Below are 13,648 nucleotides of genomic sequence, written 5' to 3'. Positions count from 1 at the left end.
TTCCACTGCTATATCAAGCGGTGAAGACGCAGGTTTCGTTAAAAAACGTTTAGGAGGAAGAAATTCATGCTGAACCTCGAGTTGCCAATCCAACCCACCCAGCTGCAAACTCGTGATGAGCTGTGCAGGGCACTTGAACAGATTCTCGGTGCTTTAGGCCCTTTTTACAGCAAGGGGAAAGCCAGGCTTAAGATTGGACAAACAGGAACAGGCTATACGAGATCCATTGCTGAAATGGAAGGATTCTCAAGAGTTCTATGGGGCCTTGTTCCACTGCTGGCGGGAGGAGGGAAATCTGACCTTTGGGAGTCGTGTCTGGAAGGAATTAAAAATGGAACGAACCCTTCCCACGAAGAATATTGGGGAGAAATCAGCGATTATGACCAGCGGGCAGTTGAAATGGCGGCCTTTGGATTTGCGCTGGCTCTGATCCCGGAAATAATCTGGGATCCTCTGACAGAAAGGGAGAAGCAAAACTTTGCATCGTGGCTGAACCAGATTAATAGGTGTAAGGTCCATGATTGCAATTGGCTGTTTTTCCCCGTTCTCGTCAATCTCGGTTTAAAAAGAGTAGGGGAGCCATATGATCAGCAGAAAGTGACTGAAAACCTTGACAGGATTGATCAATTCCACCTGGGCAATGGCTGGTATGAGGATGGAATTGATGCCCATTGTGACTATTATGGACCATTTGCTATCCATTTTTACAGCCTTATCTATGCTAAATGGATGGAACATGAAGACCCTGTAAGGGCCCGGCTTTATAAAAAACGCGCAATAAGCTTTGCCAAGGATTTTATTTATTGGTTCGCAGGCGACGGTTCAGCCTTGCCATACGGCAGGAGTCTTGCCTACCGGTTTGCACAGTCTGCATTCTGGAGTGCACTGGCATATGCGGATGCAGAAGCCTTTCCGTTAGGAGTTGTGAAGGGACTGATTCTCCGGAATCTGCGCTGGTGGCTGAAGCAGCCAATCTTTGATCACAATGGGCTGCTGACCATTGGCTACAGCTATCCCAATCTGATTATGGCTGAAAATTACAATGCGCCTGGATCGCCTTATTGGGGCCTAAAAGCGTTCCTCCCGGTGATGTTTCCTGAGTCCCACCCGTTTTGGAGGGCAGAAGAAATGCCGCTCCCGCCACTGAAAGAAAGGACTGTACAAAAATCTCCAAGGTTTATCTTTTGCAGGCAGGAAGAGAAGAACCATCTTCTTGCTTTTAATGCAGGATACAGACATACCAATGAGCATTCACATACAGCTGCGAAATATGAAAAGTTTGTTTACTCCAGCTTTTTCGGCTTCAGTGTCCCAAAAGCGGATTGGGGCCTGTCTCAGGGGGCGTTTGACTCCATGCTGGCTGTAAGCGAGGGAGATAATTTATATCGTGGAAAAAGAACCTGTGAAGATTTTAAAGTGGATGAGCGCGTTGTTTATACTTGCTGGAAGCCGTGGCGGGACGTTGAAATCAAAACATGGCTTATTGCAGGAGCTCCGTGGCATATAAGAATTCACAGCATTGATACGGCACGTTTTTTGGATTGTGCGGATGGCAGCTTTGCCCTTGGCCTTGAAATGGAGGAGGGGAAAGAAGCTAAAGCGAAAACGATTCGGGAAGCGCATGCCTCGCTCGCAACCTTCCCATGGGGAGCAAGCGGAATCAAAAACCTTTATGGGGGAGAAGGTGCAGAGCTAATCTTTCCAAATGCGAATACAAATATCATGCATGCCAGGACGGTGATTCCGACCGTAAAAGCAAGTCTAAACCCAGGAAGGCATCTCTTTATTAATGCATTTTTTGGAGAACCAGGCGGCGATGCATCTCTATGGGAGGAACCGCCAGTGGCAGAAATAAAAGATGGAGAAATCATGATTATTGGCGGTGGGTTTGATGGAACGGTGATTCAAAACAGCGCCTTCACACTATAAGTTTTTCCGTTTTATGAAGGTGAATGTTTATAAGGAGGCCCGGGGAAAAGGACATCATTCAAGTTATCATGACGAAAACGCTGGAAAAAGCCGGAAAAAGGACATCGTGATCTAAATTTATGCAAAGACCCCCTTTTTTCTTTAAAGAAAAAGGGGGGTCTTTTATAGAATCTGATCGATATTCATTAACGCCGGGATCAGGATGACTCCCCACAACAGAGTAATCCAGGCAGCGAATATCATGGCCAACGATGAAAAGGTTGCTTCCTGTTCACCATATTCCATTGCTTTATTCGTTCCTGCTCCATGTGCCCCCATGCCGAGAGCCAGACCTTTTGCAATCGGCGTCTTGATGGAAAGCCTGTTAATCACGATTGGTCCAACGATCCCGCCAATGACACCTGTCAGGATAACAAATACCGTGGTCAAGGTTGGGAGTCCTCCAATTTCTTTAGACACCTCAATTGCAATTGGGGTCGTAATCGACCTAGGCAGGATGCTAGTAGTGAAGCTTGTTTGAAGGTGAATGACCTTTGAAAGAGCATAGGTAGAGAATATGGCGATAAGGGTACCAGCTGTAATACTGATGATGATTGTCCCAAGGTATTTCTTAACCAATGGCAAATGTTTGTATATAGGGATTGCAAAGGCAACCGTGGCAGGTCCCAGCAAATGGGTCAGCCATTTAGATGCATTGAGGTAATCATCAGCAGGGACATCAAGTAAAGCAATCAACCCAATCAAAGCCAAAGGGGCAAACAGCAAAGGATGAAACAATGGGAAAGCCCATTTTGAATAGGTTCGTTTCGTAAGCCGGTAGACCAAATAGGTGGCGACAGTAAAAAATATCATCATCATCTGGCTTCACCCCTGCGTTTTCCGGTAATTCTTTCGGCAATCAAGGCAGTCATACCCATGACAATAATTGTGCTGATGCTGATCAAGAGAACGATCTCGACACCCTGCAGGCTCAGAATGTCATCATAATTAACAATACCAACCGCAGAAGGAATGAAAAACAGCAGCAATTCAGCCAGCAGCCAGTTTCCGCCTTTCTCAACCCATTCCAGTTTCACAAGATTTAAGCACAATGCCAAAAACAGGAGTATCAATCCAAACATTGAACCCGGGATGGGAATGGAGATGGGGATGATTAGCTTGAGAGCTGCCCCGAGATAAAGAAATACATGTATGAACAAAACCTGTATAATTATTACTCCAATTTTCATCGTTATGACCCTTTCTAATTGACACCCAGCAGGTGTAAAAGATTGTATAGGTAATCATACGACGGTTTTTGTTATTCGTAAAATACATAATAAGAATAAACTTCATAACTAAAAGTTATGGTGGTGATTTGGATCAGGTGGTTTGAGAAAAAAGTTTTGCTTTTAAAATAAAATCAATAAAGGTCCTGCCAGCATAAGAGATATAACGGCCCCTTTTTGTTATAACCGCCAGTCTCCACAAGATATTAGGTTTTAATCCAAGAATTTTAACTTCCTCATTGACAATCCGGTTGCATATGGACTGCGGGAGAATCGTAATGCCAAGATTAGCGGCAACCATTTCAGACATAAAGTCCCATTGAGAGCTTTTAAATAAAATTTTTGGCTCGAAACCAGCTGTGATGAAATGCGTCCTTAAGATTTGATGAAGAGCAAATTCCTCGTTGTAAAAAATAATCTCCTCTTCGGTAAGGTCCTTTATGTCAACTTGTTCCCTGGAAGCAAATTCGTGGTCTTGATGGACAAGCAGCTTCATTTCTTCTTCAACAATCGGAAATACATTGAAATCTTCTTCATTGACAGGCAGTACAACCACTCCAAGCTCGAATTCCCCGTCCTCCACACTTTTTACTACTCGGGCACCTCCGTACTCAGTAATATTGATTTCAATATTTGGGAAGGTTTTATGGAACTCCGCCATCACCTTTGGAAAGAAAAGACTGCCGATAAAAGGGGGAAGTCCTATGTTGATTTGTCCGCGGGCAAGGTTTGTCATGTCATTCAATGTCGTTGTCATTTCGTCCATCAGGGCAGTCATCCGCTGGGCGTATTCCACAACAACCATGCCGGCATCCGTCAGGTCACTTGTCTTATTCGTGCGTACAATCAATGTCATGCCAAGGTCTTCTTCGAGAGCCTTGATCGATTTACTCAAGGCTGGCTGTGAAATATGAAGGGCCTCTGCAGCTTTAGTTATGCTTTTATGCTTTGCAACCTCAAGGAAGGTTTGTAATTGTCTTAATTCCAAAAGGAACATCTCCTATGTAAAAAATAAGTTGAGCATTAACAACTTAATGAATCTTCTTTGGTCTTGTCAATTATTTAATCACTTTTTTGCAGTGTCTTGTTTGGGAAGATAGTTTAGATATGGTAATATGTCCTTGATTATGAAATGGAGGTGGCCCTGTGAAGCTGATCTATTCATTGATGGCAATTGCAGGAGGCTTAGCACTGGGCATTCAGGCAGTTGTGAACGGTGGTTTGGGGAAAAGAGTGGGAACAATAGAGGCATCTTTTATTTCTTTTCTGATAGGGACGGCCGCTTTGTTCTTTCTGGTCGTATTCTTCGGAAAAGGGAATATGCTGGCCGTTTCAGAAGTTCCGAAATGGCAATTGATTGGCGGGCTGCTCGGAGTTGTTTATGTGTATATTATGGTTCTGGCTTCGCCAACTATAGGCGTGGCGTCCACGTTGATAGCGGTGATGGCCGGCCAGCTGCTCATGGGCGCCATCATTGACCATTTTGGACTGTTCGGTGGAGAAAGGCACCCTCTTGATGGGAGGAAACTGGCTGCGCTGGCCTTAATGTTTGCATCCATCTATTTATTTAATTCCAAGTAGTCTGATGCGGCATATTGCAGTGCCGATCGTTTAAGTAAGAAAGGGAGCTCTGTCAGGTAAAGTTTATCTACTCCGTTTTTTCCTTCGCTTCATCATTGCGTTGGGCACCTGGCTGCTGGACAATATTTCGCAGCTCCCCTTCATCTCCCTTGGCATTGATCATCTCGAAAATTTGATTTAACCCTTCTGACGTGTTTTTATCTTCATTTTTCACTGGCCATCCTCCTAATGTGTTTTAGTAATAAGATGTTCCATGTATAACCGGATTATACCTTCAGGAAGGATAAAAACGGGGCACAGACAGGTCAGTGATCAATTTTGGTTAAAACAAACTAGGCAAGGAGACGGGAAGCGCTCTTTCTAAGTAAATAAATGTTACACAAACAACGGAATCTTTTATCTTAAATCGGAGGTTTAATGTTTGGAAATCATTGAAAAGGCCTTGCATATGGCCGCCAAGGCTCACGAAGGCCAATATAGAAAACAAAGCCGAATACCGTACATTACTCACCCTGTAGCCGTAGGGATGATCCTGATGAAGGCAGGATATGAGGATGACATCATCGCAGCAGGGATATTGCACGATAGTGTTGAGGACACGGAGCTGACATTAGCCCAGCTTAAAAATGTGTTTGGTTTAAAGATTGCTTCCATTGTAGAAGGATGTTCGGAACCGGTTAAATCCCTGCCCTGGGAAACGAGGAAAGAGCATAGCATCGAATTTTTAAAAGGGGCCTCTGAAGATATAAGAGCAGTGGCATGTGCCGATAAGCTTCATAACATTAAGTCAATCATTGCTGATTTTAACCAGGAAGGTGACAAAGTTTGGCAAAGGTTTAATCGAGGCAAAGTACAGCAGGAATGGTACTATCGAAGCATTGCCGAGAGTCTTGGGCACATTTCCCGCTTTCCGCTCCTGGATGAATTAAAAGAAGAGATAAACCGTCTTTTTTACTAATTCCGTTATGTTGATTGATATGGAATAATGCCTCGCTTGATAAATAGATGCACCCTGGTACCAGGGTGCATCTCTTCCTGACAAATTCGTTTAATTTCTAGGATCAACATAATCCGGGTAGTCTGTAATAATGGCATCTACACCCATCTCAATCAGAAAGTCTGCTGCTTCCTGACTTCGGACAGTCCAGGAAGAGATTTTCATCCCTAGCCCGTGTACTTCTGCAACTAGTTCTTTTGTAACAATTCCATAACTTGGATTAAAGTAATCAGCATAAGCAGAAAATTCTTTTAGGGCTTCTGGGGCAGTATGAGCCTTTGAAGAGGTTAAGACCCCAATTGGGACGTTAGGAAGCAGGGTATTCATTTTTTTCATGGATTCGAAGTTGAAAGATTGAATAATAATCTTTTCATTGTTTGGACGATCGAGATTTCGTTGAGTTAATTCCTGTGCTACTTGTTCCTCGATTCCTGGATAGAGCTCAGGTGCTTTTAATTCTATTAAAATACCAGTTTTGCCGCGATAGCGATCCAAAATTTCACTAAATGAAGGAATTTTCTCGCCGGTAAATTGTTCCCCTTTCCAGCTTCCTGCATCCAGCTGCCTGAGCTGTTCAAAGGTTAAATCCTTTATGTAACCTGTTCCATCTGTAGTCCTGTCTACGGTCGTATCATGGATAACGACCAATTCACCGTCTTTGCTCCGCTGTACATCAATTTCAATATAATCAGACTTCATTTCTACTCCCTTATCAAATGCTGCAAGGGTGTTTTCCGGTGCATATCCAGTCGCTCCACGATGGGCCACATTATCAATTTTCCGCAGGTCACCGGTTGTGGCCGAATCAGCTGCCAGCGCTTCATGAAACGGACTAAATAATAAGGATAAGGCAAAGCCGGCCCCTAAAATACTTCTCTTATTCATACGATCAGCTCCTCTTTCGATTAGATTCATTATGAGTATAGAAAAGGAATATTGAGAGAATATGGAGGTTTCATGTCGATTCAGTTACGGAAGGTAAAGAAATTTCAGGGATATTGTAGGATTTTCCTTTACATTGTCTTCATCCAAAAACTAGAACAACCCTTTCGGACGATAAATCGGGATGTCATTGTTGTTCGCTGCATATTGTTAAATATGGGGAGCCACTGGAAGCCTAAGGCAATGATTGAACGAATCAATATGCACATGAAAGAACCTATTAACCTTTTTGATTGATTACGGTGACGTTCGCCATATGTATTCAAGATAGCTCCTTCAGTCCGAGTAAAAGGATGACGTTAGTTTAGAAAAGACAAGACAAGATAGGACTCGACTTACATCTGGAACCGAAAGGGGGGAGAATATGACACTAACACGCTTTTCTCCCGATAAAATTGGAGGGGCGGTCTGCACTATAATTGGTGCTGTATCCCTTATTGAGGCACTTAGGCTTTATCCATACGGTGTGGGCCTCCTGACTGGGGATCATACCTTTCCGGGAATTCTGGGGGTACTTCTTTGTATTGGAGGTATCATTCTTCTATTTAAAAAAAGCAAAGGATTTGGAGAGGCTTCCATGCCAAAAGGTAAAATAAGACTTAAAATGTTACTTTCGATTATGATTCTCCTAATCTATTGCTTTCTGATTGGTATATTGGGGTATTTTCTCAGCACCTTGGCAGCTTTTACCTGTTTGTTCCGCCTTCTTGGGAGCTATCGATGGATAATTTCTCTCTTCTTTTCTGCCACCCTGACCGCTGTTCTGTATGGGTTATTTATTGTTTTGCTAAAAACACCATTCCCGGGCGGTTCTTTATTTTTTTAGAGAGGGGGAAAGCTTTTAATGGACACAGTCGTTTATCTATTCAATGGTCTTACGGAAGTTTTAACCCCAAATAATTTAATGATTGTGCTCATCGGTTCTTTGCTGGGGACCATGGTGGGAGTTCTACCTGGCCTAGGCCCCACATCCGCTATTGCGATCCTTTTGCCGCTCACCGCTGTCCTTGAACCAACTCAGGGAATCATCATGCTGGCAGGAATTTATTATGGTGCCATGTATGGGGGTTCCACGACAGCAATTTTAATGAACATTCCTGGGGAATCCTCATCTGTGCCGACAACACTGGACGGCTATCCACTAGCAAGGCAAGGAAGGGGAGGGGCAGCACTGGGCATTGCAGCAATCGGATCATTTATAGCCGGAATAATCGGGCTCATCGGTCTTGTAGTATTTGCTCCACTGCTGGCAGACCAGGCATTAAAATTTGGTCCCCCCGAATATTTTATCTTAATGCTTATTGCCTTTCTGGTCCTGTTTAATCTGACTGGATTTTCCTTTGTAAAATCCATGCTGATGGGGGTACTGGGTTTCTTGGTTTCACTCGTCGGTATAGGAGTTTCTACGGGGATTCCCAGATTTGATTTTGGCTGGAGCGCTCTGGCAGGCGGATTTGAAATGATCAGTATCATTATTGGCCTTTTTGCCATCTCTGAAGTACTGAAAGGCCTGGAAGAGAACCGCACAACCATTAAGCAGGAGGAAATTAAGAGTATTTATCCCACGAGAGCTGATTTAAGGCAATGTGCATTTCCGATTTTAAGAGGGAGCATTCTTGGGTTTTTTCTCGGAATTCTGCCCGGGATATCAGCTACCATCACTTCTTTTCTTTCTTATGACCTGGAAAGGAAGGTATCGAAGCGGCCGGAAAGGTTTGGAAAGGGGGCGATCGAGGGTGTTGCCGGTCCTGAATCTGCAAACAATGCGACCAGCTCGGGTGGCTTTATTCCCTTATTGTCACTCGGGCTGCCATCTTCGCCTCCATTGGCCGTTTTATTGGCTGCACTGATGATCTATGGCCTGACACCAGGACCCGTTCTGTTTGAACAAAACAGCCAAATGGTCTGGACAGTCATTGCCAGCATGTTTGTCGGGAACATTATTTTATTGATCTTGAATTTACCTTTGGTTGGATTGTGGGCAAAGCTAACCGAGGTGCCGTTTGGAATTCTTGGCCCGATCATCCTGATGATCAGCATTTTAGGGGCCTACTCGGTCAGGAATTCAATGTTTGATGTGATTGTCGCCATTCTTTTTGGGACACTTGGTTATTTATTCCATAAGTTCCATTGGCCTATTATCCCTTTTATTTTATGCCTGGTATTAGGGCCAAAAATGGAAAGCTCATTTATCCAATCCTTAGAAATATCATCCGGGAATGTAATGATCTTTTTAGAACGGCCAATCTCTTTGACTCTTTTAGTTTTAGCTGTTGTCCTGCTGTCCATTTCCCTCTTTTTAATGAAAAGAACCAGGAAAAGGATCGTACAGGAAACAGGAGACCACATGGAATTTTCATAAAAATGGGAGGTGGCTTTTTATGAAAACGTATATTCGTGGAATTGCAGCGGCCTTATTGCTCGTGGTTCTTACATTAGCTGGGTGCTCAAATAACTCTGATTCTGATGGAGACAATAAAGATGAAGCAAAGGTTTATCCTGCGAGACAAATTGAGCTGGTTGTTCCATTTGCTGCTGGTGGGGGAGTAGATTTGGCCGCAAGGGCGGTGGCAGATTACTTAAGCAAAGAGTGGAATCAGCCTATTGTCGTAACCAATAAAACGGGAGGCGGGGGGATTATCGGAGCCCAGTATGCACTCAAAGAATCCAGAGCGGACGGATACACTGTCCTGGTTAATAATAATTCATCCACTACAATGTATGAAGCAGGAAACTCGAATCCTACATTAACGATGAAAGACCATATTCTTGTATCCAGAGTTGCTGAGGGTTCGCTGGCCTATGCTGTGAAGGCTGATGCAGAGTGGAATGATTTTAAAGAATTAACTGAGTGGGTAAAAGCTAATCCGGATAAACTTACCTGGGCAAGTGTGGGCCCCGCTGGTTTTTCTGCATTTGGAGTCGCTGAATGGCTTGATGCTGCAGGAGTGGATTATAAAAAAACGCGTATGGTTTCTTCTGAAGGAGCCAGCGATTCAGCGGCAAAGGTTGCAGGCGGCCATGTAAATCTGGCTGTCCATACGGTTGGAGAGCTTTACCCGCTTCTGGAGGCAGGAAAATTAAAAATCCTCGGTGTTCAATCTCCGGAGCGCAGTTCTCTCCTGCCCGATGTTCCTACGGTCGAAGAACAAGGCATCAAAGGCCTTACAGTGAAATGGTGGACGGGATTGTCATTTCCTGCGGGGACACCGAAAGCGATTGTCGAAAAGTGGGATGAAGCGGTTGCTAAAATGGAAAATGACCGAGGGTTCATAGAGCAAATTGAAAAAATAAAGCTGGAACCCGCCTATCTTAACTCAGGTGATTTCGCTGATGAAGTGCAAAAGGAAACGGAGAGATACACAAAATTGGCGGAAAAAGCCGGGATACGAAAATAAGGCGCAAAGGCTACAGTAAATGTCCTGGAACCTGGCTGATCCCCAGGTTCATTTTTTTATTCTAAAAATTCGTGCTAAGTCACTTTTCCCGGACAGTCATCCGAAAGGACATAAACATCCGCAGGCTGCGAAGCGACTTATGTGATAGGGATGGAGATTTTGATGAAAATAGGTTGTGGGAGTGGGAGTGTTTAAGTAGATATTTCGTCGATGCCAATTCTTTATGTATTCCAATTGGGCCGGACCTAGAACAGAGGCCAAGTTTTCAGCACCAGCCTATTGAGTAAAGGGGATGGATTGTTGCGAGCTTAAAGCATCGTTTCATATTCCATATTGTGGTAAAATTTACAAGGGAACCATTTTCCTTATTTAACATCTGACTTGTCAGAAAACCTGGGGTTGGTTCGATAGCTGAAAATATTGGTTAAATATGTCTGAATGGCAGGGTTAATTCTCGCATGGATAGCGAAACAGTTTGTACAAAGCATAGGGCCTTTTCCATTCAGATTAGGAGTCCATAAATATAATAAAATATGAATAAAAAAGAAACCTTTAGAGGCCGGGGAATGAGGGAGGAGCATATACACTATGGAACAGAAGGGAAAGAACATTTTTATAAGACTGCTTGAAATACATGATGCAGAGATGGCGCTTGCTTTAGAATTGAGAAATCGGGAATTTTTTCAAACCTTTGCAGCATTGAGGAAAGACGATTTTTATACCCTTGAAGGCCAAAGGGAAAGAATCAGGATAGCCAGGAAAAGGAAGGAACTCGATGAATATTATCTATTTGGCATTTTTCTTCATGACTCCAAAGAATTAATCGGGACGCTGATGCTGTCAGAAATTTTAAGAGGGGCCTTGCAGAGCTGCTACATAGGCTATTTCCTGGACAAGGAGCATAATGGGAAAGGCTATATGACGGAAGGTGTTCAATTAGCAGTTAATTTTGCTTTTAATCAAATGAAGCTTCATAGAATAGAAGCTGGCGTTATGCCACATAACTTAGGATCAATTTCGGTGCTTGAAAAATCAGGTTTTCTGAAAGAAGGTATTGCAAGGAAAAATGTTAAAATCAATGGGAAATGGGAAGATCACCAAATTTTGGCTATCATTAACGAAAGTTTGTAATAACACATATGAGTTTTGTTATAAAAAAGACATAAATTAACAATTCCGAATAGTTGATAAAATGTTAAGATAGAAGAAAGGATATACAAGGAGGCGTTACCAATGAGATGGGACACTTACGAAGAAAGGTGCCATCAAGGGAAAAGCTATTTTCATGTTTTGACTACACCTATGGGGCTATATGGAGTTAATTTAACAAATGAAGCCAGTATCTACATCCCTACCGTCGGCGTTTGGTCTGATGACGAGAAAAAGCATTTGTTATCCCTGGTCCAGGAAAGGGTGAATGAAGTCGACGCCTCGGCAACAACGGAATATATCGGAAGACTAAGTGTATTTGTTATTAAAATGGAAGATGAGAGATTTGCGGAAGGCATGCTGGAGGAAGTCAAAGAAGTTGTTGAAGGATATGCGATCGCTAAGCTCCAGCATAACTGAGATACAGAGCCAGAGGCGATTAGGGCTGCTTAACCTAGTGGCCTTTTTATTTTGATTTAATTTACATCTTTCCGCCTTAAAAACTAAATAATAAAGGATATTAGTTAAAGTCAAAGCAGGGGGTTCGATAATGGGTAAACAGGCACGGAGAAACAACCAGACGGAAGCAAAAAGGGAGCCTGAAAATGGTTTCTATGGTGTGGAAGCGAAGGACAGTCTGCAATCTGTTAATTTTGCTACGACTGAAAACCCATACTTAAACGAGCATTACCAGGAAGAGGCGGAGGACTGACCGCCTCTTTTGTGTTTGTCTTTGTACTGCTTCGATTCATTTTTGTCCTTTTATGTTCATAATTAAAAAGGAGGATCTGTGATACACTTAAAGAGTCTAATTTCAGAGAAGATGCAGAGGTGTCAATAGTGAGAACAATTCTTGTAATCGGCGGGGGCATTACAGGCCTGTCGGCGATGTATGAATTACATAAATGGAAAAAAGAAACTAAGTCGGATGTAAGGCTTATCCTGGCTGAAGCATCAAGTGAGCTTGGCGGAAAAATCAGGAGTGTCAGAGAAGGGAATTTTATCATGGAAGCCGGGGCAGATTCCATAGTTGCCCGCAAGGCAGAGACGATGACTTTTATTAAAGAGCTGGGGCTGGAAAAGGAGGTCGTCTACAATGCGACTGGCCGTTCGTTTATTTATACAGAGGGAGAGCTAAAACCGATCCCGGCGGATTCTGTTTTTGGAATTCCTGCAAGTATTGAATCCCTGGCTAGAACAACTCTTGTTTCACCAGAAGGAAAAGTCGAGGCTTTAAGGGATTTTTATTCAGGAATTGGCCAGTTCACGAGCAATGATTCGATTGGGGCATTCCTTGAACATTGTTTCGGCAGAGAATTGGTTGAAAAACAGATTGCTCCTGTTCTGTCAGGAGTCTACTCGGGCCATCTCAGGGATTTAACCATCGCCTCGACCCTTCCATACCTTCTGGGCTATAAAGAGCAGTATGGCAGTATTATTAAGGGATTTGAAGCGAACAAGGATAAATTTAAAGGTGGAGAAAGAAAATTTCTATCTTTTCGTTCCGGTTTAAGCCGATTGGTTGAAGCTTTTGAAAGCCATCTTGAAGACGTTGAGTTACTTAAGAATTCTAAAGCTCTTTATATAGAGAAAAAAGGCGGCCGTTATAGGGCAGGCTTCGAAAACGATCGCATAATCGAAGCCGATCATATCGTTGTAAGCATCCCTCACAGTGCTGCGGAAAAGCTAATTGTCGACAGTGAATTGAAAAAAGAGTTCAGCAAGCTGAAAAATAGCTCACTCATCTCCGTCTATATTGGTTTTGATGTTCCGGACAGTGATTTGCCGGCTGAGGGAACGGGTTTCATTGCAGCCAACACAGAGGAGCTGTCATGCAATGCGTGTACATGGACAAGCCGCAAATGGGATCATACCTCAAAAAGCGGCAATTTACTAGTCAGGCTTTTTTATAAAAGCAGCCACCCCGACTTTGCCGGGATAAAAGGGATGAATAAGGAACAGCTGCTTCAGGTAGCGCTAGGTGATATTGAAAAGAGCATGGGGATTAAGGCCCGTCCTCTTGTAAGTGAGATTACAAACTGGTCCGATCAAATGCCGAATTATTTAATTAGCCATCCCAAAAGTGTAAAAGAAATGGAGAATAGGCTTGCTGCTGCCTTCCCTCAAATCTACCTCGCCGGCAGCTCTTACTATGGGGTAGGAATCCCGGACTGTATCGAAAGTGGGAAACGAACATCAGAGAAAATAATTGAAGCATTAACCAAATAATTTTGCAAAGAAAGACCAGTGATTTCATATGGATCACTGGTTTTTCTTTTGATTTTATTTGGAAGAATGATTAAAAGCGGATTTACCAAGGTAATCAACATTAATTATGCTTTGTTTTAGTTTGACTTTCTGTTTTTGTGTTTGACTATTTGTGT

The 13,648-nt window shown here is 43.1% G+C and carries 15 protein-coding genes; 10 read left to right on the top strand and 5 right to left on the bottom strand.

From position 1 onward, the window contains the following. Positions 1-66 precede the first annotated feature (66 nt). A complete protein-coding gene (locus EV146_RS03330; RefSeq protein WP_132001841.1) occupies positions 67-1,929 on the top strand; it encodes a DUF2264 domain-containing protein in 1,863 nt (620 codons plus the stop codon). Between the two features lie 162 nt (positions 1,930-2,091). Here the strand turns inward: EV146_RS03330 and EV146_RS03325 are convergent, their stop codons facing one another. The 3 genes from EV146_RS03325 to EV146_RS03315 all read right to left on the bottom strand — a co-directional run bounded on the left by EV146_RS03325 (position 2,092) and on the right by EV146_RS03315 (position 4,185). Further along, positions 2,092-2,787: an LrgB family protein gene (locus tag EV146_RS03325; RefSeq protein WP_132001838.1), complete on the bottom strand. Its 696-nt coding sequence runs from the start codon at positions 2,785-2,787 to the stop codon at positions 2,092-2,094. Then, on the bottom strand, positions 2,784-3,158 hold the full coding sequence (locus tag EV146_RS03320; protein WP_121613190.1) for a CidA/LrgA family protein: 375 nt from the start codon (positions 3,156-3,158) through the stop codon (positions 2,784-2,786). Before EV146_RS03320 ends, EV146_RS03325 begins: the two co-directional genes overlap by 4 nt. 133 nt (positions 3,159-3,291) lie before the next feature. Next, complete coding sequence (locus EV146_RS03315) at positions 3,292-4,185, bottom strand: LysR family transcriptional regulator (RefSeq protein WP_422392467.1); 894 nt, start codon at positions 4,183-4,185, stop codon at positions 3,292-3,294. 158 nt (positions 4,186-4,343) lie between these two features. Between EV146_RS03315 and EV146_RS03310 the strand changes: the two genes are divergently transcribed. Beyond that, positions 4,344-4,778, top strand: coding sequence for a DMT family transporter (locus EV146_RS03310; RefSeq protein WP_132001832.1), 435 nt, complete (start codon positions 4,344-4,346; stop codon positions 4,776-4,778). A 67-nt stretch (positions 4,779-4,845) separates the two neighbouring features. On the opposite strand, the gene EV146_RS27390 is transcribed toward EV146_RS03310, so the two are convergent. Continuing rightward, entirely contained in the window at positions 4,846-4,992 is a 147-nt protein-coding gene (locus tag EV146_RS27390; protein ID WP_181215813.1) for a hypothetical protein, read from the bottom strand. A gap of 207 nt (positions 4,993-5,199) precedes the next feature. Here EV146_RS27390 and EV146_RS03305 point away from each other — a divergent pair, with 207 nt between their 5' ends. Further along, positions 5,200-5,736 carry an HD domain-containing protein gene (locus EV146_RS03305; RefSeq protein ID WP_181215812.1) on the top strand — a complete coding sequence of 179 codons (537 nt, stop codon included), beginning with the start codon at positions 5,200-5,202 and terminating at the stop codon, positions 5,734-5,736. 90 nt (positions 5,737-5,826) lie between these two features. Here the strand turns inward: EV146_RS03305 and EV146_RS03300 are convergent, their stop codons facing one another. Beyond that, positions 5,827-6,660 carry a glycerophosphodiester phosphodiesterase gene (locus EV146_RS03300; RefSeq protein WP_121613187.1) on the bottom strand — a complete coding sequence of 278 codons (834 nt, stop codon included), beginning with the start codon at positions 6,658-6,660 and terminating at the stop codon, positions 5,827-5,829. Between the two features lie 421 nt (positions 6,661-7,081). Here EV146_RS03300 and EV146_RS03295 point away from each other — a divergent pair, with 421 nt between their 5' ends. The 7 genes from EV146_RS03295 (at position 7,082) to hemG (ending at position 13,493) form a co-directional block, all read left to right on the top strand. After that, a complete protein-coding gene (locus tag EV146_RS03295; protein WP_121613185.1) occupies positions 7,082-7,543 on the top strand; it encodes a tripartite tricarboxylate transporter TctB family protein in 462 nt (153 codons plus the stop codon). Positions 7,544-7,561: 18 nt separating this feature from the next. Beyond that, positions 7,562-9,079, top strand: coding sequence for a tripartite tricarboxylate transporter permease (locus EV146_RS03290; protein WP_132001829.1), 1,518 nt, complete (start codon positions 7,562-7,564; stop codon positions 9,077-9,079). A 19-nt stretch (positions 9,080-9,098) separates the two neighbouring features. Next, positions 9,099-10,115: a tripartite tricarboxylate transporter substrate binding protein gene (locus EV146_RS03285; RefSeq protein WP_132001826.1), complete on the top strand. Its 1,017-nt coding sequence runs from the start codon at positions 9,099-9,101 to the stop codon at positions 10,113-10,115. Positions 10,116-10,703: 588 nt separating this feature from the next. After that, positions 10,704-11,246 (top strand): GNAT family N-acetyltransferase, encoded by a 543-nt coding sequence (locus EV146_RS03280; RefSeq protein ID WP_132001823.1) that lies wholly within the window; start codon positions 10,704-10,706, stop codon positions 11,244-11,246. Positions 11,247-11,348: 102 nt separating this feature from the next. Then, complete coding sequence (locus EV146_RS03275) at positions 11,349-11,684, top strand: hypothetical protein (protein ID WP_121613181.1); 336 nt, start codon at positions 11,349-11,351, stop codon at positions 11,682-11,684. Between the two features lie 130 nt (positions 11,685-11,814). Then, positions 11,815-11,976, top strand: coding sequence for a hypothetical protein (locus tag EV146_RS27385; RefSeq protein ID WP_181215811.1), 162 nt, complete (start codon positions 11,815-11,817; stop codon positions 11,974-11,976). A 128-nt stretch (positions 11,977-12,104) separates the two neighbouring features. Further along, a complete protein-coding gene (gene hemG / locus EV146_RS03270) occupies positions 12,105-13,493 on the top strand; it encodes a protoporphyrinogen oxidase (RefSeq protein ID WP_132001820.1) in 1,389 nt (462 codons plus the stop codon). Positions 13,494-13,648: the final 155 nt, after the last annotated feature.

The sequence above is a fragment of the Mesobacillus foraminis genome (genome assembly GCF_004340465.1).
Classification (GTDB): Bacteria; Bacillota; Bacilli; order Bacillales; family Cytobacillaceae; genus Mesobacillus_B; species Mesobacillus_B foraminis.
Note: the sequence above shows the minus strand (reverse complement) of the source record. Positions and strands in the feature narration are given on the sequence as shown.